This is a genomic window from Pseudoxanthomonas sp. PXM02 (assembly GCF_014851805.1).
Classification (GTDB): Bacteria; Pseudomonadota; Gammaproteobacteria; order Xanthomonadales; family Xanthomonadaceae; genus Pseudoxanthomonas_A.
Window position 1 is genome coordinate 1,450,266 of the sequence record NZ_JACVAK010000001.1, and the last position, 17,574, is coordinate 1,467,839.

The 17,574-nt window shown below is 67.2% G+C and carries 26 protein-coding genes and 1 other RNA gene; 22 read left to right on the forward strand and 5 right to left on the reverse strand.

The annotated features are described in order from the left end of the window. Positions 1-16 precede the first annotated feature (16 nt). Complete coding sequence (locus IB225_RS07005; protein ID WP_192310460.1) at positions 17-544, reverse strand: transposase; 528 nt, start codon at positions 542-544, stop codon at positions 17-19. Positions 545-738: 194 nt separating this feature from the next. Here IB225_RS07005 and IB225_RS07010 point away from each other — a divergent pair, with 194 nt between their 5' ends. From IB225_RS07010 to IB225_RS07045, 8 genes are all read left to right on the forward strand, one after another. Then, entirely contained in the window at positions 739-1,173 is a 435-nt protein-coding gene (locus IB225_RS07010) for a hypothetical protein (protein WP_192310461.1), read from the forward strand. Positions 1,174-1,198: 25 nt separating this feature from the next. After that, positions 1,199-1,492 (forward strand): hypothetical protein, encoded by a 294-nt coding sequence (locus IB225_RS07015; RefSeq protein WP_192310462.1) that lies wholly within the window; start codon positions 1,199-1,201, stop codon positions 1,490-1,492. Positions 1,493-1,612: 120 nt separating this feature from the next. Further along, positions 1,613-1,945 (forward strand): hypothetical protein, encoded by a 333-nt coding sequence (locus IB225_RS07020; RefSeq protein WP_345776578.1) that lies wholly within the window; start codon positions 1,613-1,615, stop codon positions 1,943-1,945. Further along, positions 1,942-2,367 (forward strand): MAPEG family protein, encoded by a 426-nt coding sequence (locus IB225_RS07025; protein ID WP_192310463.1) that lies wholly within the window; start codon positions 1,942-1,944, stop codon positions 2,365-2,367. The genes IB225_RS07020 and IB225_RS07025 overlap by 4 nt, the downstream gene beginning before the upstream one ends. 27 nt (positions 2,368-2,394) lie before the next feature. Continuing rightward, positions 2,395-2,628: a hypothetical protein gene (locus IB225_RS07030; RefSeq protein WP_192310464.1), complete on the forward strand. Its 234-nt coding sequence runs from the start codon at positions 2,395-2,397 to the stop codon at positions 2,626-2,628. Then, positions 2,625-3,005 (forward strand): hypothetical protein, encoded by a 381-nt coding sequence (locus tag IB225_RS07035; RefSeq protein ID WP_225583299.1) that lies wholly within the window; start codon positions 2,625-2,627, stop codon positions 3,003-3,005. The genes IB225_RS07030 and IB225_RS07035 overlap by 4 nt, the downstream gene beginning before the upstream one ends. Continuing rightward, entirely contained in the window at positions 3,002-3,397 is a 396-nt protein-coding gene (locus IB225_RS07040) for a YciI family protein (RefSeq protein ID WP_192310465.1), read from the forward strand. Before IB225_RS07035 ends, IB225_RS07040 begins: the two co-directional genes overlap by 4 nt. Before the next feature lie 9 nt (positions 3,398-3,406). Continuing rightward, complete coding sequence (locus IB225_RS07045; RefSeq protein ID WP_192310466.1) at positions 3,407-3,847, forward strand: GFA family protein; 441 nt, start codon at positions 3,407-3,409, stop codon at positions 3,845-3,847. A 513-nt stretch (positions 3,848-4,360) separates the two neighbouring features. On the opposite strand, the gene IB225_RS07050 is transcribed toward IB225_RS07045, so the two are convergent. Together IB225_RS07050 and IB225_RS07055 are read right to left on the reverse strand one after the other, a co-directional pair. Continuing rightward, positions 4,361-5,686, reverse strand: a complete 1,326-nt coding sequence (locus IB225_RS07050) for an aminopeptidase P N-terminal domain-containing protein (protein ID WP_192310467.1) — start codon at positions 5,684-5,686, stop codon at positions 4,361-4,363. Then, positions 5,686-6,228, reverse strand: coding sequence for a UPF0149 family protein (locus IB225_RS07055; RefSeq protein ID WP_192310468.1), 543 nt, complete (start codon positions 6,226-6,228; stop codon positions 5,686-5,688). Before IB225_RS07055 ends, IB225_RS07050 begins: the two co-directional genes overlap by 1 nt. A gap of 137 nt (positions 6,229-6,365) precedes the next feature. Here IB225_RS07055 and IB225_RS07060 point away from each other — a divergent pair, with 137 nt between their 5' ends. From IB225_RS07060 to IB225_RS07095, 8 genes are all read left to right on the forward strand, one after another. Continuing rightward, positions 6,366-8,624, forward strand: coding sequence for a GGDEF and EAL domain-containing protein (locus tag IB225_RS07060; RefSeq protein ID WP_225583300.1), 2,259 nt, complete (start codon positions 6,366-6,368; stop codon positions 8,622-8,624). Positions 8,625-8,728: 104 nt separating this feature from the next. After that, a complete protein-coding gene (locus IB225_RS07065) occupies positions 8,729-8,950 on the forward strand; it encodes a TIGR02449 family protein (RefSeq protein WP_162336742.1) in 222 nt (73 codons plus the stop codon). After that, positions 8,947-9,243 carry a cell division protein ZapA gene (locus tag IB225_RS07070; protein ID WP_192310469.1) on the forward strand — a complete coding sequence of 99 codons (297 nt, stop codon included), beginning with the start codon at positions 8,947-8,949 and terminating at the stop codon, positions 9,241-9,243. Before IB225_RS07065 ends, IB225_RS07070 begins: the two co-directional genes overlap by 4 nt. An 84-nt stretch (positions 9,244-9,327) precedes the next feature. Continuing rightward, positions 9,328-9,513, forward strand: a non-coding RNA gene (ssrS, locus tag IB225_RS07075) — 6S RNA. 206 nt (positions 9,514-9,719) lie between these two features. Beyond that, positions 9,720-10,322: a 5-formyltetrahydrofolate cyclo-ligase gene (locus IB225_RS07080; RefSeq protein ID WP_192310470.1), complete on the forward strand. Its 603-nt coding sequence runs from the start codon at positions 9,720-9,722 to the stop codon at positions 10,320-10,322. Continuing rightward, positions 10,319-10,786, forward strand: coding sequence for an EVE domain-containing protein (locus tag IB225_RS07085; RefSeq protein WP_192310471.1), 468 nt, complete (start codon positions 10,319-10,321; stop codon positions 10,784-10,786). The genes IB225_RS07080 and IB225_RS07085 overlap by 4 nt, the downstream gene beginning before the upstream one ends. Before the next feature lie 33 nt (positions 10,787-10,819). Further along, on the forward strand, positions 10,820-11,470 hold the full coding sequence (gene rpiA / locus IB225_RS07090; RefSeq protein ID WP_192310472.1) for a ribose-5-phosphate isomerase RpiA: 651 nt from the start codon (positions 10,820-10,822) through the stop codon (positions 11,468-11,470). A 14-nt stretch (positions 11,471-11,484) separates the two neighbouring features. Beyond that, entirely contained in the window at positions 11,485-12,147 is a 663-nt protein-coding gene (locus IB225_RS07095) for an SH3 domain-containing protein (protein WP_192310473.1), read from the forward strand. Positions 12,148-12,163: 16 nt separating this feature from the next. On the opposite strand, the gene IB225_RS07100 is transcribed toward IB225_RS07095, so the two are convergent. Further along, complete coding sequence (locus IB225_RS07100; RefSeq protein WP_192310474.1) at positions 12,164-12,553, reverse strand: transcriptional regulator; 390 nt, start codon at positions 12,551-12,553, stop codon at positions 12,164-12,166. Between the two features lie 161 nt (positions 12,554-12,714). On the opposite strand from IB225_RS07100, the gene IB225_RS07105 reads away from it, so the two are divergent. From IB225_RS07105 to IB225_RS07115, 3 genes are all read left to right on the forward strand, one after another. Continuing rightward, positions 12,715-13,143: a hypothetical protein gene (locus tag IB225_RS07105; RefSeq protein WP_192310475.1), complete on the forward strand. Its 429-nt coding sequence runs from the start codon at positions 12,715-12,717 to the stop codon at positions 13,141-13,143. 61 nt (positions 13,144-13,204) lie between these two features. Further along, on the forward strand, positions 13,205-13,651 hold the full coding sequence (locus IB225_RS07110) for a DUF192 domain-containing protein (protein WP_192310476.1): 447 nt from the start codon (positions 13,205-13,207) through the stop codon (positions 13,649-13,651). A gap of 38 nt (positions 13,652-13,689) precedes the next feature. Continuing rightward, positions 13,690-14,538, forward strand: coding sequence for a SirB1 family protein (locus IB225_RS07115; RefSeq protein WP_192310477.1), 849 nt, complete (start codon positions 13,690-13,692; stop codon positions 14,536-14,538). Positions 14,539-14,650: 112 nt separating this feature from the next. Here IB225_RS07115 and IB225_RS07120 read toward each other — a convergent pair whose 3' ends face one another. Beyond that, positions 14,651-14,875: a rubredoxin gene (locus IB225_RS07120; protein WP_192310478.1), complete on the reverse strand. Its 225-nt coding sequence runs from the start codon at positions 14,873-14,875 to the stop codon at positions 14,651-14,653. Positions 14,876-14,910: 35 nt separating this feature from the next. Between IB225_RS07120 and thiE the strand changes: the two genes are divergently transcribed. The 3 genes from thiE to IB225_RS07135 all read left to right on the forward strand — a co-directional run bounded on the left by thiE (position 14,911) and on the right by IB225_RS07135 (position 17,546). Further along, positions 14,911-15,552 carry a thiamine phosphate synthase gene (thiE, locus tag IB225_RS07125; RefSeq protein WP_192310479.1) on the forward strand — a complete coding sequence of 214 codons (642 nt, stop codon included), beginning with the start codon at positions 14,911-14,913 and terminating at the stop codon, positions 15,550-15,552. A 75-nt stretch (positions 15,553-15,627) separates the two neighbouring features. Continuing rightward, positions 15,628-16,920, forward strand: coding sequence for a glutamate-1-semialdehyde 2,1-aminomutase (hemL, locus tag IB225_RS07130; RefSeq protein ID WP_192310480.1), 1,293 nt, complete (start codon positions 15,628-15,630; stop codon positions 16,918-16,920). Further along, positions 16,917-17,546 (forward strand): HAD-IA family hydrolase, encoded by a 630-nt coding sequence (locus IB225_RS07135; protein ID WP_192310481.1) that lies wholly within the window; start codon positions 16,917-16,919, stop codon positions 17,544-17,546. Before hemL ends, IB225_RS07135 begins: the two co-directional genes overlap by 4 nt. Positions 17,547-17,574 lie beyond the last annotated feature (28 nt).

Below are 17,574 nucleotides of genomic sequence, written 5' to 3' on the forward strand. Positions count from 1 at the left end.
GCGAACCCCAACATCGTCATCCCTCACCGACAAGCGAGCTCCGATCCACCTGCGCCGCCCAGTCCATCGACATCACGCCGGATCGAATGTGGCGGTGGATGGAGCTGTACGGCCAATCCGACGCACGCACAACATGACCATGCTTCACCGGATTGATGTGCACATAGTCCACATGATGCCCAAGATCGGCTTTGTCGACGATCAGGTGTTCCCAGAACCGGCGCTGCCATAACCCGCGCTCGCCCTTGCGAAGACGCGTGGCGCTTATCCGCTCTCCCTTTGGAACGGCGCGCGAGAACCCGGCCTTGATCAACATCCAGCGGGTAGCGCAGTCGCCGTCACCTTCGGGCAGCGTCCAGACCGCATGCAGATGGTCTGGCAGCACGACCCACGCCACGATATCGAAGGGATGCCGTCGCTTGACGGTGCGAACCGCATTGCGCAGATCATCGATGCGATCCACGAGCAAGGTGCTGGAACGATCAGCGAGGTTGACGGTAAAGAAATACGTGCCGCCTTCCTGGCGGGTGCGTCGATAGTCCATGACTCATCATCGTCCCCGCATGTTGGGGTTCGCAAGCTCACCCCAACCTATGGCGTACCGCACCGCAGCCCGTCGTCGCCCGGGCAAGGCCGACGGACACGCCCAGGGGATCCCGTCCGTTGCCTGTAAAACCTCCCGGGTGCGCTACGCTTACCCGGGCCACGCTTGCCTCACCCCTCGAACGTAAAGCCTCCATGGACACAGATCTGATCTTCATTACCTCAGTGACCGGTCTGGCCGCCATCGCCGTGGTGATCGTGGTTCTGCTACCTGCGTGGATTGCATGGATGATCGCGTGGCGATCCGGGATGCCGACGGCGTACCGGCGCTCATTCGCGCTGGTCTGCCTTCTGTTGAGCTACGGCTTCATCATGCTGGCAGGTGCTCTGCTGTTGCCGCTGGATATCTTCAAGACGTTCATCGCTCCCGACCTGCACGATCGTGGGCATGTGGTGCTCGGCAACACCATCTTCGTTCTCGCGGAGCAGGGTGCACCGATCATCTCCTTTGCGGCGGGCCTGGTCGCTGCGATTCTCATTCCCCTCAGGCTGAGCAGGCATTGGATCGCGATCACGGGCTTCATCCGGCCTGACGCGGCTCCGCCCCCCGCCCAGCGCGACATGGCGTGATTCCAGCTCCCGCTAAGGAAATTCGATGACACTCATGCTGATCGTTGCCCTGGTGCTGCTGTCGACGCTGAACATCGTCACGTCCGTCGCCATCCTGCGCAGCCCGTTCTTCAACGGTTCGCAGCGCACCCTTCAGATCCTCGCGGTCTGCTTGATTCCCGTGGTGGGCGCCATCGTCTGCTTCGTCTTCCTGGCATCGCAATCGCGCGACGAAGCCGCTGGCCTGGACAGGACGGCCTTCGTCGATGGCCCCTGCGCCGTGGACGGAAAGCCCGATGGAGAGCACGGCTGTGGGGGCGGCGGCGACGGCGGCGACTGAATCGCCACCATTGCCCGGCTCCACCCGGGCCTGTTCTTGCGGGTTTGACGCCATCGCGGCACCCCCACAGAATCCCGTCGACTTCCGAGTAACCGGCATGCCCGCAACAGGACTGCACGCATGATGTTCATGATCGGCCAGGGCGAACGCGTGGTGCCGGTGGGCGAACCCGAGCCGCAGCATTGCCCGCGCTGCGACCAGGAGCGCGACTTCCAGCCGCAGCTCACCTACAAGTACGGCGAATTCGACCTGCTGTTCGGCTTCGTCTACGGCAGGCGCTACCAACTGGCCTGTCCCGAGTGCCACCACGGCTGGCGACTGGATCGCCGGCTGGCCGAACAGCGCTACGGCAAGCCGGACATCCCGTTCCGCCTCCGCTTCGGCCTGGTCATCCTGCTGGGTCTGTTCGCTGCGCTCGGCGCGGCCTACGTGGCGAACGGACCCCTGGCATGACCATCGGCGCGACGGCCCTGGACACGACGCTGCTTCTGCCGATGACCGCGCACATCGCGCTCGCGGCCTTCCTCTACGTCCTGCTGACCGTCGCGCGTGCCCCGGCGATCTGGGGCATCGGCCGTCGCGCGGACGGCAGCAATCCGTGGGCGAAGATCGAGCCGCGCATCAGCGCCAACCTGTCCAACCAGTTCGAGTGGCCGCTGTTCTTCCACATCGCCTGCGTGCTGCTGATGCTGCTGGGCACCGGCACGACGGCGGTCGTATTCGCCTGGGCCTTCGTCGGCGGCCGCCTGCTCCACAGCGGCGTGCAGGTGCTCACGACGAACGTGCGCCTGCGCGGCCTGGTGTTCACGGTGAACTTCCTCGCCGTGCTCGGCCTGTGGGGCCTGCTGCTGCGGGCCGCCATCGAACACGCATAATCGTCCGACAGGGACAGAGGAGCGCGCATGCCATTGGGAGACATCGCAGGCGAAGCGCTGGGCGGCGTGTTCCGCTTCATCGCGCGGGTTGTTTTCGAGATCGTGGTCGAGTGGTTGCTGCGCGGCACCGGCGCGCTGATCCTGCGGCTCATCCGTCCGCGGCACGAGCCGGACGACGCAACGGCGATCCTGACCGGGCTGGTGTTCTGGATCGCCATGATCGCGCTGGGCTTCTGGGTCTATGAGCAGGCCGCCCCGTGAACGACTGCCCCGTGTGTTGCGGCCCGCTGAGCCGCATCGAGGTGGCGCCCTGCTTCGACTGCGGGCATGTCCCTCGCGAGCTGGACGAGTGCCGGCGTGGTGAGCACGAGTACCACGTGTTCGAATTGTGGGGCCGCGAGCTGGTGCTCTGCGATTTCTGCGATGCGGATTTCGGTTCCTACCTCCCCGATTACTGGGGCCTGCCCGCAGGACCCCTGCCCGATTACCCGTTGCAGCTGATCCGACGGGTCGCGCACCCGTACATCGCCCAGGACCTGTACTGCGCGGCCTGCCGGAAGCGCCTGGCCTTCCTCCTGTTCCGGCATCATGCGCTGGCGCGGAACGCCGGCGAACCCTCCTCCAGGACGCTCCCATGACAACCTCCGACTACCTCCTCATCTCCCGCGGCCAGTGGGACGAATCGGCCTCGAAGGAAGACGTGCAGGACGCGATCGACCGTTTCTACGTCTGGTACGAGCAAGGGCTGGCCGACGGTGTGCTGAAGCCCGGCAGCCGGCTGGAGCACCGCGGCAAGCAGGTGTCGCGCAGCGGGATCACCGACGGACCGTTCGCCGAGGCGAAGGAGCTGGTGGGCGGCTACTGGTTCATCGTCGCCGACTCGCTGGACCACGCCGCGCAGATCGCCGCGCAGAATCCCTGCCTCGCGTTCGGCCTGACGCTGGAGATCCGTCCGCTGGAAGCCGCACGGGCGCGCGCGGAAGTCGTCACCAACGAAACGCCGGCGGCGTGGCGTGCTGACGCCGGCTGAGCCGCGTCGATGACGGCCGGGATTCCGCTGCTGGAAGGCGGTTGCCACTGCGGCGCGATCACCCTCGCCTTCTCCACTGCGCTTGTGCCCGCGTCTACGGCGGCGCGCGCCTGCGATTGCAGCTTCTGCCGTGCGCATGGGGCCGCCTGGCTGTCGGACGCGAACGCGAACGCGCAGTTGATCGTCCACGCCCACCGTCCGGAGCATCTTCGGCGCTACCGGCAGGGATCGGAGACCGCACAGTTCCTGCTGTGCGGCGCGTGCGGCGTGCTGGTGGCGGTCGTGTTCGACGAGGACGGCGACACGTACGCGGCCGTCAACGCCGGATGCCTGGCCGCGCGCGAGACGTTCGCGCCCGCCGTGACCGCCTCGCCGCAGACGCTGGCGCCGGCTGAAAAGACGGCGCGGTGGCGGCAGCTGTGGATTCGCGACGTGCAGATACAGGCGTGAGTGGCGCCGCCTGACGCGTCGCAAGGTTCCGATTCCCTACCTCCGACCGCGGACACTCGCGCGCAAGGCGTCGAGGCTTGCGCGCAAGCATGAAGGTGAGACACGCAAGCGGCCGAACCTTGTCGGCTCAAGCCGTCAGGAGTGGCGCGCGGGTATGGGCGCCTTGCGGGCAAGCCCCGGCGCCTTGTGCGCAACCCTCCGTCAATCGGGCGCAAGTCTTTCCGCCTTGCGCGCAACACGGTGGAACCCCGCGCGCAAGGCGTTACGTGTCGCGCGCAAGGTGCGCCCGTCTCGCGTGTCGGATGCCGAGGCTTGCGCGCACGTCTCAATGTGAGAGAGGCGAGCCTCCGCGTCTTGTGCGCAAGGCGCAGAGACTTGCGCGCAAGATCGATCGGCTTGCGTCCGGGCTGCGCAGGCTTGTCAGCCGCCCTGCCCGGGTCGCCGCCGGTGCGTGTCACTCCCCCTCTGGCACCGACCGATACAGCGCGCGCGCATCCGGAACCGACGGAAGGGTCAACCCGCCGCCATCGCCGCTTCGATCTCGTCGGCGCTGCGCGCCAGTGCATCGGTCAGCACCACCGGCTCGCCGGCGGTGACCAGCACGTCGTCTTCGGTGCGGATGCCGATGCCGCGCCACTTCACATCGACGGTGTCGTCGTCGTGGCCGATGTAGAGGCCGGGCTCGATGGTGAACACCATGCCGGCTTCCAGCAGGCGCGATTCGCCGTCGATCCGGTAGTCGCCCACGTCGTGCACGTCCAGGCCCAGCCAGTGGCCGGTCTTGTGGCGGTAGAAGCGGCGGTAGGTGCCTTCGGCAAGGTTCTTTTCCAGCCTGCCCTTCAGCAGGCCGAGCCTGAGCAGGCCTTCGGTCAGCGTCTCGACGGCGGCCACGTGGCCGGCTTCGTACGGCACGCCAACGCGTGCACAGGACAGGGCGGCCTTCTGCGCTTCACCGACGAGGTCGTGCAGCGCCCGCTGCGCAGGGGTGAAGCGGCCGTTGACCGGGAACGTGCGGGTGATGTCGGCCGCATAGCCGCGGTATTCGGCACCGGCATCGATCAGCACCAGTTCGCCGTCGCGCGCCTGCGCGGTGTTGGCGCGGTAATGCAGCACGCAGGCGTTGTGGCCGGCGCCGACGATGCTGTTGTACGCCGGCCACGCGTCATTGGCGCGGAACACGCGCTCCAGGTCGGCCTGCAGTTCGTACTCGCGGATGCCGGGGCGGGCCGCGCGCATGGCGGCGCGATGCGCATCGACACTGATGTCGGCGGCGCGCTGCATCAGCTTGATCTCGTCCTTCGACTTGAACAGGCGCAGGTCGTGCAGCAGGTGGCCGAGTTCGAGGAATTCGTGCGGCGGCTGCGCGCCCTGCTTCACGTGCGCGCGCACGTGGCGCACCCAGCCGATCAGCTTGAGGTCGAAGTCGGCATCGCGGCCGAAGTGGTAGTAGACGCGCGAGCGGCCTTCCAGCAGGCCGGGCAGGATCTCGTCCAGGTCGTCGATGGGATAGGCGTCGTCCATCCCGTAGTCGTTGACGGCGCCGTCCTGGCCGGCGCGCGGACCGTCCCAGCCTTCGCGCTCGGGGTCGCGTTCGCGGCAGAACAGGATGGTCTCGCCGTGCTTGCGGCCGGGCACCAGCACCAGCACCGCGTCCGGCTCGGGAAAGCCGCTGAGGTACCAGAAGTCCGAGTCCTGCCGGTACGGATAGTGCGTGTCGTGGCTGCGCACGCGCTCGGCGGCGGCCGGCAGCACCAGGATCGCGTCGTTGCCGGCCAGGCGCATCAGTTGCTTGCGGCGGCGGGCGAACTCCGCGGCGCTGATGCCGGCGACGGCCTTCATCAGTTCAGGCTCCGGCGGTGCCGGGGCCCGAGCACGCAATCGCCATGGAGCAGCAGGACGGCGACGCGGACGAACTCTTCCAGTTCGGCCAGTGCGTCCTCGTCTTCCTCATCGTCGCTGCTCTCGGCCGAGGCCTGCGCCAACCGCGCCAGATCCTGCAGCGCTTCCTGGCCTTCCTCGGACAGCGGCGGCGATGCACCCGCGGCGAGTCCGAAGGCGCCCAGGAATCCCTGGCACCAGCCGAACAGCGCTTCGGCACGCTCGTCGAGCGGACGGTCGGCCGCAGGCAGCAGCAGGTCGAAGGCGAAGCTGCGGTCTTCCAGCTGGGCGACGGCACACGCACGCAGTTGGTCCAGCGCACTGCCTGCCGCAGGCGCGGGCAGCTGGTCGTCGGCCAGCGCGCGGGCCAGCCAGGTGTCGTCGGCAGTGCCGCCGCCGGCCAGCCAGCCGCACAGCGCGCCGTGCAGTTCCGAGGCGTCCATGGCCAGGCCGAGCTGGCGGGAAGCGGCCGCCACGTCGGCGATATCGGGAAGGTCGGGCATAGAAGAACGCAATCCGTCAGGGGTTTCGGACAACCCCGTCAGTGTACCAACGAAAACCCGCCTCCCTCCTTGTTGTGCATGTGTACGCATGCCTACACTCGCATATTGCCTACGCTCCGGGCGCCCGTCCTCCCTCCATGCACGCCTCTTCTGTCGCTGCAATCCTGGCAACGGCTTCCCCGCTGTCGTCCCGGCTGGCCATGGGACTGGCGGGCGTGGTGCTGCTGGGCGTGGTGGTGATCGGCACGCGGCGCTGGTGGCAGGCCTGGCTGGAAAGCCGCCAGGCGCCGCAGGAACCGTTGCGGAGCGAGTCGCTGCGCAACCGTGACGAGCGCCTGAAGCTGGCGCTGTGGGCCTCGGGCGAACAGTTCTGGGACTACGACCTGGGCCAGCGCCGCCTGTACCGCATGCGTGCCGACGAGACCGCCGTGCAGACCGCCGACATCACCGTGCTCACGCGCCAGGGCGAAGTGCCGACGATCCACGCGGAAGACCTGCCGATGGTGCAGGAGCGCCTGCGCCTGCACCTGCAGGGCAAGACGCCGCTCTTCATGTCCGAGCACCGCATGGACATGCAGGGCAACGGCACCTGGGTGTGGGTGCGCGCACGCGGCCGCGTGGTCGAGCGCGACGGCGAAGGCCAGCCGATCCGCATTGCCGGTACCGCGCGCGATATCACCGCCAGCCGCAATGCCGAGTACGAACACCGCATCGCCGGCGAGGTGATGCGCAGCATGAACGAGGCCGTGGCCGTGCTGGACTGGGCGCACCAGTTCATCACCATCAACCCGGCCTTCACCCGCATCACCGGCTATGCGGAAGAGGAAATCATCGGCCAGCCGATGACGATGCTGGACAGCGACCAGCACGAGGACGCCTTCTTCGAGCGGATGAACCGCGAGCTGCGCCTCACCGGGCGCTGGTCGGGCGAGGTATGGAAGGTCCGCAAGGACGGCGAGGAGATCCTCTGCCGCATCGAGACCAACGTGGTGCCCGACGCCAGCGGCGAACGTCCGCTGTACGTGCAGGTGCTCACCGACATCACCGAGCAGAAGCGCGCCGAACAGGAACTGCGCTACCTGGCCAACTACGACACGCTGACCAGCCTGCCCAACCGTTCGCTGCTGTCGGAGCGGCTGTCGCGCGCGATCGTGCGGGCGCGTCGCGAGCACGGGCACGTCGCAGTGCTGTTCATCGACCTGGACCGCTTCAAGGACATCAACGACTCGCTCGGCCACGCCACCGGCGACCGCATCCTGCGCTCTGCCGCGGCACGCGTGCAGCAGACGGTGGGCACGCAGCACACGGTGGCGCGCCTGAGCGGCGACGAGTTCACCGTGGTGCTGGAAGACATCAACGGCATGCCGGACGCCGAAGAGGTCGCACAGCGCATCATCCAGGCCTTCCGCGCACCGCTGAACTTCGGTGAGCGACTGGAACTGGCGGTGTCGCCGTCGATCGGCATCAGCCTCTATCCCGAGCACGCGCAGGTACCGACCGAATTGCTGAAGCACGCCGACACCGCGATGTACCAGGCCAAGGCGATGGGCCGGCACACCTACCAGGTGTATTCGGAGTCGATGGACGAGAAGAACCGCCATCGCGCCATCCTCGCCAGCGCGCTGCGTCGCGCGATCGACCGCAACGAACTGTCGCTGGTGTTCCAGCCGCGCCTGTCGATCTCGCGCCAGCGGATCACCGGCGTCGAGGCGCTGCTGCGCTGGGACAGCAAGGAATTCGGCATGGTCTCGCCGGCCCAGTTCATTCCGCTCGCCGAAGAGTCCGGCATGATCCTCGAACTGGGCGCCTGGGCCCTGCGCCACGCCTGCATGACGATGCGCGAGTGGCACGACGCCGGCCTGGAAGAGCTCAGCGTGGCGGTGAACGTCTCCGCCACGCAGTTGCAGCGCGGCGACCTGCAGACCGTCGTGGCGCGCACGCTGGAGGAAACCGGCGTGCCGGCCAACCGGCTGGAGCTGGAGCTGACCGAGAGCGTGGTCATGGCCAGCCCCGAGCAGAACGCCGACACACTGCGCGCCTGCCGCCGCCTGGGCATCTCGCTGGCGATCGACGACTTCGGCACCGGTTACTCGTCGCTGGCGTACCTGAAGCGCCTGCCGCTGACCACGCTGAAGATCGACCGCGAATTCATCAGCGACCTGACCCACGACACCGACGACGAGGCGATCACCAGCACCATCATCACGATGGGCCAGTCGCTGGCGCTGAAGGTGGTGGCCGAAGGCGTGGAGACCTGGGACCAGTACGAGTTCCTGCGCAACCACGGCTGCGACGAAGTGCAGGGCCACTGGGTCTCGCAGGCGCTGAGCGCCGACCAGTGCCTGCGCTTCATCCGCGACTATTACCCCGGTTCAGGCATGCGCGTCGCCTCCTGAACTCGTGAGGGAGCGACGTCGGTCGCGATACCGGGCCCTTAATCGCGACCGACCTGCCCACCTGCCCTTGACCCGCCCTCGGGCGCATGCCTATCGTGGCCGCCATGGATACCGCCGACCTCCTCGACCAGCTCCGCGCACTCAGCACGCGCATCCAGGACCTGGCCGACCGGTGCCAGCGTCTTACGGATGAAAACCGCAGCCTGCGCCAGCAGCAGGAACATCTGGTGGGCGAACGCTCGCAGTTGCTGGCGAAGAACGAGCAGGCGCGTTCGCGGGTAGAAGCGATGATCAGCCGCCTCAAGTCCCTGGAGCAGCACACGTGAGCGCCAACGAACCGGTCAGCGTCCATATCCTGGACCGCGAATACACCGTGGGCGTCGCACCGGACGAACGCTCCAGCCTGATGGCCGCCGCCAAGCTGCTCGACAGCCGCATGCGCGAAGTGCGTGGCAGCAACCGCATGGCCGCCGTCGATCGCGTCGCCGTGCTGGCCGCGCTGAATCTGGCACATGAATTGCAGCAGCTGCGCGACGAGCAGCACGCACGCAACCGCGAGGTCGAACGCACCTTGCAGAATCTGCATCGCAAGCTCGATGGCGCGCTCGGCACGCCATAACTTCCTGCGCACGTCGCCGACTGCGCACTGAATCCGCCGACGAACGGGCTAGGCAAAAAATCCTCACTCGCTATACTGGCCCTGCGTCCTCTGCTGTACTCGACAGTGAGCGCAAACATTCGCCTTGTCCCTTAATGACGACCACGGGATGGTGACGTAACCGGGAGTGCAGGTCTGCCTCGCAGCGGAAAGCCCGATGGTTGCCCAACCTTCCCACTTGAACCCCGGGTTCAAGGTCGTTTCGCGAACATCGTGCATGGCGGAGGACGTATTTTTCCCGCGGCAGCGGCATCAGCCGCGACCCGGCCGGTCCTGTTGCACCCGCCCTTGAGCGGGATGACTTCGAAACGAAGCCGACTGCACTAGGGATCCGACGCACAGGGCCGTGACTGACGCCGCTCCCGCGGTCCCACGCCGGCAACACCGGTGCGCATGCCGTAAAATTCGCGCATGCCTTCCCCCTCTCCTTCTTCGCCATGACCGTCGAGCGCGATGCGCTGCGGCGCGAACTGCGTGCGCGTCGCCGCGCCCTGCCGGCCGCCGAACGGATCGCCGGTGCCGACGCGCTGGCGGCACGCCTGTTCGCACTGCCGTTCTTCCCGGCCACGGGCTACGTCGCCGGCTACTGGGCGATGGATGGCGAGATCGGCCTGCACAGCTGGCAATTGCGGTTGCCGACAGGCGTGGTCTATTGCCTGCCGGTGCTGGCCGATGACGAAACGCTGCGCTTCGCGCCCTGGCGACCCGGCGACGAACTGGTGACCAACCGCTACGGCATTCCCGAACCAGACGTCGATCCGCGCTCCGGACTGCCGGCCGCCGACATGTCCCTGATCGTGGTGCCCTTGGTGGGTTTCGACGCCGCAGGGCATCGCCTCGGCATGGGCGGCGGCTGGTACGACCGCACGCTGGCCGCGCGTCTGCAGCGGCCCGCACCGCCCTGGCTGGTCGGCGTGGGCTTCGAGACACAGCGTGTCGAATCGATCGGCGCGCAAGCGTGGGACGTGCCGCTGGATGCCATCTGCACCGAGCGCGACACGTTGCTTCCCTCCCCTTCTCCGCTGGACGTCCTGCAATGACCGCGCGCAAGCACTACTGGCTGATGAAGTCCGAACCGGATGCCTTCTCCATCGACAACCTGAAGAAGGTCGGCACCGAGCCGTGGAACGGCGTACGCAACTACCAGGCGCGAAATTTCATGCGCGCCATGCAGGTCGGCGACGGCGTGCTGTTCTACCACTCCAACTGCAAGGAACCGGGCATCGTCGGTACCGCCACCGTAGCGGCAACGGCGTACCCGGATGAGACCCAGTTCGATCCCAAGTCCGATTACCACGATCCCAAAAGCACGCGCGAAGAACCGCGCTGGTCGCTGGTGGAAGTGAAGTTCGAACGCAAGCTCAAGCGCACCATCACGCTGGACGAGATCAAGCAGCACGCGGACGACCTGGGCGAGGGCTTTGCGCTGATCCAGCGCGGCAGCCGCCTGTCGGTGCTGCCGGTCACCGCCGCGCAATGGAAATTCCTGCTGGCGCTGGAATGACCTCCCCTTTTCTTTCCTGATACTGCGATCCCCATGAGCGAAGCAAAGCGCCTGGCCGGCGAGAAGGCCATCGAATTCGTCGAAGACGGCATGATCGTCGGCGTCGGCACCGGCTCCACCGTGGCCTACTTCATCGACGCGCTGGGCGGCATCAAGGACCGCATCAAGGGCGCGGTGTCCAGCTCCGAACAGAGCACGGCACGCCTGAAGCAGCACGGCATCGAGGTGCTGGACCTCAACCACACCGGCACGCTGTCGCTGTACGTCGACGGCGCGGACGAATGCGATCCGCACAAGCGCCTGATCAAGGGCGGCGGCGCCGCGCTGACGCGCGAGAAGATCATCGCCGAAGCCAGCAAGCAGTTCGTCTGCATCGTCGACCCCAGCAAGCAGGTGCCGGTGCTCGGCAAGTTCCCGTTGCCGGTGGAAGTGATTCCGATGGCACGCAGTCTGGTCGCGCGCGAGATTCTCGCCCTGACCGGCGGCCAGCCGGTGTGGCGCGACGGCGTGACCACCGATAACGGCAATGTGGTGCTGGACATCCATAACCTGTCGATCACCGACCCGGTGGCGATGGAGCGCGAGATCAACCAGATCCCCGGCGTCGTCGCCGTGGGCCTGTTCGCCCGCCGCCCGGCGGACATCGTCATCGTCGGCGGCGAGCCGCCGATCGTGCTGACCTGAGCGGATTCCTTTCCATGTCCGCCGCGCGCATCCTGCTTTTCGCCGTCCTGATGGCGGCCGGCACCGTCGCGGCGGGCAACGATCCCGTCCTCGCGCCACCGACGGGTCCCTTGCCGCCGGCGATCCAGGCGATGCGTGACGACCTGCAACGGATCGTGGCAGCACGCGATCTAAAGGCCCTGCGTGCACACGTGCGCGAGGACACCACGCTGAGCTTCGGCGGCGACACGGGACCGGAAGGCTTCGATGCCGTCTGGCTCAGCGATCCCGTCACGACACGCGAGCTGTGGCGCGTGCTGGACGCCCTGCTTGCCCTGCCGGGCGTCGCACAGCAGGAAGACGGCAAGGACCTCTATTGCGCGCCGTACGTCTTCTGCCTGCCCTACCCGGCAGACATCGATGTGTTCGACGCGCAGGTCGTACTGGGTCGCGATGTCGCCCTCAGGGCGCAGCCGGATCTGCAGTCCTCGATCGTCACGCGCGTCAGCCATGCCGTACTGACGCGCGTCGATGACCCGGCCGACTCCGCCATCGGTTGGGTGCGCGTACGCCGGGCCTCGGGCCAGGAGGGATATATCGCCACACCGCTGCTGCGGAGTCCGATTGACTACCGGCTATCGCTCGTCCGCGAGGACGACGGCGGCTGGGGCATCCAGTACTTCGTCGCCGGCGACTGAGCGCGCGGCGGCATGCTCAGCCGTTGTCCGAAAGTGCCTTGACCAGGTCGCCGACCAGTTCCCGCTTTTTCGGTGGCAATTGCAGGAACGTATCGATCACCTGACGCTCGCGACTGCCGACGCCGGCAGGCCAGACCGCACGGGGCTCCGCGACGCGTGAGCGGGCCGATGCACCGAAACGCAAGGTGTGCGGTTCCATACCCAGCAGATCCGCGATCACCTGCAACTTGTCCTGGGCCGGCATCGCCTGCCCGCTCAGCCAGCGTGACGTCGTCTGGGCCGTGACCGAGCGACCACGATAGTTCGTGTTGAACAGACGGAACAGAACGGAAGGGCGAGGCTCATAGCCCGCCTGCTGCATGGCGTGTGCGAGTCGCTGCGAGAATTTTTCATGCTCGTTGCCCATGGCGACAACGTTAGCGACGGCGACTCACACTTATTCACTAGTTAAGTTAATTGACTGGAACTTATCGAGTTACTAGAGTCGAGCCGCGTCGCGATTGCCGGATGCGCTGCCACAGGCCACGGGATTTCGCGTCACGTTTCCGCCGACAGAAGGAGATGTCGATGTCGCTCGACGAGACCCCCGCGCATGATGCGCCCCCGCCCTCTGCCGCCCGTCCTGCGGCAGAGGCTTCACCTCCCCTCGTGCCGCTCGACGACGCCCTGCACCTGCTGCAGGCCGATCCCGGCCACAGCCTCGCGGACCCCGGCCTCGCACGACTGACGCCCGCAGGCCTCGACCGCCTGTTCCTCGCCGCCCGTCGCCAGGCCGAGCGCAACCACGACGGCATCCTGCTGCTGCTCGATCTGCTGCAGCTCGCACAGCATGCCGAGGGTGGACACCCACGACGGTTGATGCCCGAGGTAGTCCGCCAGTTGCGCCATCACGTGGAGGACCAGCATCGCTGGCAGGCATTGGCCGACAACGCGGCCTACTACCGCGACAACCGGCAGGTGGCGGAGCGTATCGCCGCAAGGCTCCGGCCGGACTGACCACGGCCACGCGATGGAGGCGGCGCTACACTACGCCCCTTCTTCGATGCGGGATCCCGACATGCGTCTTTCACAGTGGTCCGTCCTCGCCGCCACCCTCCTCCTCAGCGCCTGCGCCAACGGCGGCCCATGGGTTGAAGTCGGTGGTGAACGGTTCGCGGTGGAGATCGCCGACGACGACACCGAGCGCGCGCGTGGACTGATGTTTCGTGACGAGCTGGCGGCCGGCACCGGCATGCTCTTCATCCACGACGCCGAAGAGCCGCAGGCGTACTGGATGAAGAACACCCGCATTCCGCTGGACATCCTGTACTTCGACAATGCCCGCAAGCTGGTGACCCAGCAGCGCAACGTCCCGCCCTGCTCCGGCGGCGACCAGTGCCCGTCCTATCCCAGCGACAAGCCGGCCCGTTACGTGCTGGAACTCAACGCTGGCGAGGCCGAACGGCTGAAGCTGCAGGACGGTGCGGAGATGGGCTTCGGCAAGGGCATTCCGCCCGTCCGCTGAGGCTTGATTGTGGGGGCGATTGGCCGCAGTCTGTGGCCATGGGGGATCGACTGACATTGCCGGAATGGAATGCGTTGGCCAGCCAGGCGGATGAAACCGTGCCGCTGCTGGAAACCGCGCTGCTGATCGCGCGCGACGAATACCCCGATCTGGACGCCGACCTGTACGACACCCTGGTCCAGAGCCACGCCGAGCACCTGCGCCACGAGATCGCCACCATCGAGCCGTGGCCGTTGAAGATGGCCGCCATCAACCGGCACCTGTTCGACGAACTCGGTTACACCGGCAACCACGACGAGTACTACGACCCGCGCAACAGCTACCTCAACCAGGTGTTCGAACGACGTCTGGGCAATCCGGTATCGCTGGCGATGGTGCAGATCGAGGTCGCTCGCCGATTGGGTGTGCCACTGGACGGCGTGTCCTTCCCGGGCCACTTCCTGGTGCGGCTGCCGGTCGACGATGGCCTGCTGGTGATGGACCCGTTCAACGGCGGCCGACCCTTGGGCGTGGATGAGCTGCGCGAACGCGCCAAGCCGCATCTCGGCGGCGATATCCCGGACGATGCCGCGCTGCTGCACATCCTCAATCCTGCGTCGCCGCGCGCGATCCTGGTACGCACGCTACGCAACCTGCACGGCGTCTACGCCGAGCGCGAGGAATGGGATCGCGCCGCACGCAGCGCCGACCGCGTGCTGAAGCTGACGCCCGATCAGCCAGAAGCCTTGCGCGATCGCGGCCTGGCCTATCTGAAGATGGACTACAAGGCGGGCGCCCAGCGCGACCTGGCCCGCTACCTGCACCTGTCACCGGATGCCAAGGACGCGCCCGACTTGCGCGAGCAACTGGTGGAGATCAATGCGGTGCGCACGTCGCGGATGCATTGAGGCAGTATTAATGGCAATAGGTGTGGGAGCGACTTAAGTCGCGATGACCACCCGCAAGGATTCTTGGAGTCCTTGGCGACTTACGTCGCTCCCACAGGATGCAGCAAGAGGTTCAGTCCTCCAGTTCCACCATCTCGAAATCGTCCTTGCCCACGCCGCAATCAGGGCAGGTCCAGTCGGCCGGGATGTCTTCCCAACGCGTACCCGGGGCGATGCCTTCTTCGGGAAGCCCATCGGCCTCGTCGTAGATGAAACCGCAGACCACGCACATCCAGGTGCGGAACATGGTGTCGGTGGCGTCGGTCACGGGATAATGCCGGCTTGGAGGAGCGGTCATTGTCCCATCGCCGCCCACGCACCGGAAGTTCGCCGATGACATCCCTGCCGCCGTCCGTCCGCAATGCCCGCGGGCTGTACCTGATCACCCCGGAGGAACCCGACACCGACCGCCTGCTGGCACGCGTGTCTGCGGTGCTGCCGCAGGCGACCTGGCTGCAGTACCGACAGAAGGTGGCGGACAGCGCACGCCGCCACGCACAGGCAACGGCGCTGCAGGCGTTGTGCGCCCAAGCCGGCGTGCCGCTGATCATCAACGATGATGTCGCCCTCGCCGACGCTGTGGGTGCCGCTGGCGTGCACTTGGGCGAAGACGATGGCGATATCGCCGCCGCGCGCGCGCGCCTCGGCGAACACGCCATCGTCGGCGCCTCGTGCTACGACGACGCGCTCCTCGCCGAGCGCGCCGTGTCGGCCGGTGCCAGCTATGTGGCGTTCGGCGCTTTCTTCCCCACCACCAGCAAGGTCACGACGCGCCGCGCGACGCCTGAGCTGCTGGCCGGCGCCATGGCTTTGGACGTCCCGCGGGTGGCGATAGGGGGCATTACCCCGGACAATATGAGCCCGCTGGTGGCTGCCGGCGCCGATCTGGTCGCCGTGATCGGCGGCGTGTTCGAAGCGCCCGATCCGGTGGCGGCAGCGATCGCCTACCGGCAGGGCTTCCGACCCGTCCTGTAGGAGGGGCTTCAGCCCCGACAGCACATCCAGAAAGGCCGGGGCTGAAGCCCCTCCTACATCTCCCCAGGAATGCCCATGAAACGCGACCAGTCCCACGCCCTCTTCGCCCGCGCCCAGCAGCTGCTGCCTGGCGGCGTCAATTCGCCGGTGCGCGCGTTCAAGTCGGTGGGGGGCGAGCCGTTCTTCGTGCAGCGCGCCGACGGCGCCTACCTGCACGACGTCGATGGCAACCGCTACATCGACTATGTCGGCTCGTGGGGCCCGATGATCGTCGGCCACAATCATCCGGCCGTGCGCGACGCGGTACAGGGCGCGATCCAGAACGGCCTGTCGTATGGCGCACCGTGCCCGGCCGAAGTGACGATGGCGGAAACCATCACCCGGCTGGTGCCGTCCTGCGAGATGGTGCGCATGGTCAACTCCGGCACCGAAGCCACGCTGTCGGCAATCCGCCTGGCCCGCGGCGCCACCGGGCGCAACCGCATCGTCAAGTTCGAGGGCTGCTACCACGGCCATGGCGACTCGTTCCTGGTCAAGGCCGGCAGCGGCATGCTGACGCTGGGCGTGCCGACCTCACCCGGCGTCCCGGCGGGCCTCAGCGAACTGACGCTGACGCTGAGCTACAACGACGTCGACGGCGCGACCGCGCTGTTCGAGCAGTACGGCAGCGAGATCGCCTGCCTGATCATCGAACCTGTCGTCGGCAACGCCAACTGCCTGCCGCCGCGCGAAGGCTATCTGCAGCACCTGCGCGCGCTGTGCACGCAGCACGGTGCGCTGCTGATCTTCGACGAGGTGATGACCGGCTTCCGCGTCGCGCTCGGCGGCGCACAGGCGCACTACGGCATCACGCCGGACCTGACCACGTTCGGCAAGATCATCGGCGGCGGCATGCCGGTAGGCGCCTATGGCGGTCGCCGCGACCTGATGCAGCAGATCGCACCCGCGGGCCCGATCTACCAGGCCGGCACGCTGAGCGGCAATCCGGTGGCGATGGCCGCCGGCCTGGCGATGCTGGAGCTGATCCAGGCGCCAGGCTTCCACGACGGCCTCGCTGCCGCAACCGATGCACTGTGCGAAGGCATGGAGGCCGCCGCACGCGAAGCCGGCGTGCCGCTGACCACGACCCGCGTCGGCGCGATGTTTGGCCTGTTCTTCACCGACCAGCACGTCGACACCTACGCGCAAGCCGTGGCCTGCGACACCGCCGCGTTCAACCGCTTCTTCCACGCGATGCTGGAGCGCGGTGTGTACCTGGCGCCGTCGGCATTCGAGGCCGGCTTCATGTCCAGCGCGCACACGCCGGATGTGATCGAAGCGACGATCGCCGCCGCCCGCGAGGCGTTCAAGGTCGTCGCCGCGGGATGAAGCCCCGCATCCACCAGGTGCTGTTCGATTTCGACGGCGTCCTGGCGCATTACCGGCACGAGGTGCGCATCGCGCACCTCGCGGCGCATGCCGGTTGCGAACACGAGCATGTGCGCGACGCCCTGTTCGTCTCCGGGCTGGAAACCGAGTACGACAGCGGTGCCATCGACACCGCGACTTACCTGCGCCGGCTTGGCGACGGCATCGGCGCGGCGATCGATGAAGAGACATGGATCGCCTCGCGCATGGCCGGCAGCACCGCCATCGACGACGTACTGGTCCGGATCGTCGCCATCCACCCGGACGTGGCGATGGGCGTCCTGACCAACAACGGCGCGCTGATGATGCAGGCCATCCCGCGCATCGTCGCGCCGGTGGCGGCCCGCATCGAAGGCCGCGTACTGACCAGTGGCGGCCTGCAGCGGCGCAAGCCGCTGCCGTCGACGTTTACCCACGCGCTCGACCTGCTGGGCTGGGATGCCGCCAGTACGCTGTTCGTCGACGATCTGTTCACCAACGTGCAGGGGGCGCGCGAGGCCGGCCTGCATGCGGAGACCGTCATCGATGGGCGCAGCCTCGGCAAGGCGCTGAAGCGGTACGTGTTCGGGCCGCAGACCGGCTGGTGAGCCGCGCCGTTTGAAACTTGATTGATGC

Excerpts from the sequence above, each read along its gene's own strand:
- IB225_RS07030 (WP_192310464.1), top strand. The coding sequence starts at position 2,395 with ATGCCATTGGGAGACATCGCAGGCGAAGCGCTGGGCGGCGTGTTCCGC.
- IB225_RS07025 (WP_192310463.1), top strand. The coding sequence starts at position 1,942 with ATGACCATCGGCGCGACGGCCCTGGACACGACGCTGCTTCTGCCGATG.
- IB225_RS07115 (WP_192310477.1), top strand. The coding sequence starts at position 13,690 with ATGGGGGATCGACTGACATTGCCGGAATGGAATGCGTTGGCCAGCCAG.
- IB225_RS07085 (WP_192310471.1), top strand. The coding sequence starts at position 10,319 with ATGACCGCGCGCAAGCACTACTGGCTGATGAAGTCCGAACCGGATGCC.
- IB225_RS07110 (WP_192310476.1), top strand. The coding sequence starts at position 13,205 with ATGCGTCTTTCACAGTGGTCCGTCCTCGCCGCCACCCTCCTCCTCAGC.
- IB225_RS07010 (WP_192310461.1), top strand. The coding sequence starts at position 739 with ATGGACACAGATCTGATCTTCATTACCTCAGTGACCGGTCTGGCCGCC.
- IB225_RS07050 (WP_192310467.1), bottom strand. The coding sequence starts at position 5,686 with ATGAAGGCCGTCGCCGGCATCAGCGCCGCGGAGTTCGCCCGCCGCCGC.
- IB225_RS07080 (WP_192310470.1), top strand. The coding sequence starts at position 9,720 with ATGACCGTCGAGCGCGATGCGCTGCGGCGCGAACTGCGTGCGCGTCGC.
- IB225_RS07060 (WP_225583300.1), top strand. The coding sequence starts at position 6,366 with ATGCACGCCTCTTCTGTCGCTGCAATCCTGGCAACGGCTTCCCCGCTG.
- rpiA (WP_192310472.1), top strand. The coding sequence starts at position 10,820 with ATGAGCGAAGCAAAGCGCCTGGCCGGCGAGAAGGCCATCGAATTCGTC.
- IB225_RS07055 (WP_192310468.1), bottom strand. The coding sequence starts at position 6,228 with ATGCCCGACCTTCCCGATATCGCCGACGTGGCGGCCGCTTCCCGCCAG.
- IB225_RS07095 (WP_192310473.1), top strand. The coding sequence starts at position 11,485 with ATGTCCGCCGCGCGCATCCTGCTTTTCGCCGTCCTGATGGCGGCCGGC.
- IB225_RS07065 (WP_162336742.1), top strand. The coding sequence starts at position 8,729 with ATGGATACCGCCGACCTCCTCGACCAGCTCCGCGCACTCAGCACGCGC.
- hemL (WP_192310480.1), top strand. The coding sequence starts at position 15,628 with ATGAAACGCGACCAGTCCCACGCCCTCTTCGCCCGCGCCCAGCAGCTG.
- thiE (WP_192310479.1), top strand. The coding sequence starts at position 14,911 with ATGACATCCCTGCCGCCGTCCGTCCGCAATGCCCGCGGGCTGTACCTG.
- IB225_RS07135 (WP_192310481.1), top strand. The coding sequence starts at position 16,917 with ATGAAGCCCCGCATCCACCAGGTGCTGTTCGATTTCGACGGCGTCCTG.
- IB225_RS07100 (WP_192310474.1), bottom strand. The coding sequence starts at position 12,553 with ATGGGCAACGAGCATGAAAAATTCTCGCAGCGACTCGCACACGCCATG.
- IB225_RS07040 (WP_192310465.1), top strand. The coding sequence starts at position 3,002 with ATGACAACCTCCGACTACCTCCTCATCTCCCGCGGCCAGTGGGACGAA.
- IB225_RS07005 (WP_192310460.1), bottom strand. The coding sequence starts at position 544 with ATGGACTATCGACGCACCCGCCAGGAAGGCGGCACGTATTTCTTTACC.
- IB225_RS07120 (WP_192310478.1), bottom strand. The coding sequence starts at position 14,875 with ATGACCGCTCCTCCAAGCCGGCATTATCCCGTGACCGACGCCACCGAC.
- IB225_RS07015 (WP_192310462.1), top strand. The coding sequence starts at position 1,199 with ATGACACTCATGCTGATCGTTGCCCTGGTGCTGCTGTCGACGCTGAAC.
- IB225_RS07020 (WP_345776578.1), top strand. The coding sequence starts at position 1,613 with ATGATGTTCATGATCGGCCAGGGCGAACGCGTGGTGCCGGTGGGCGAA.
- IB225_RS07045 (WP_192310466.1), top strand. The coding sequence starts at position 3,407 with ATGACGGCCGGGATTCCGCTGCTGGAAGGCGGTTGCCACTGCGGCGCG.
- IB225_RS07105 (WP_192310475.1), top strand. The coding sequence starts at position 12,715 with ATGTCGCTCGACGAGACCCCCGCGCATGATGCGCCCCCGCCCTCTGCC.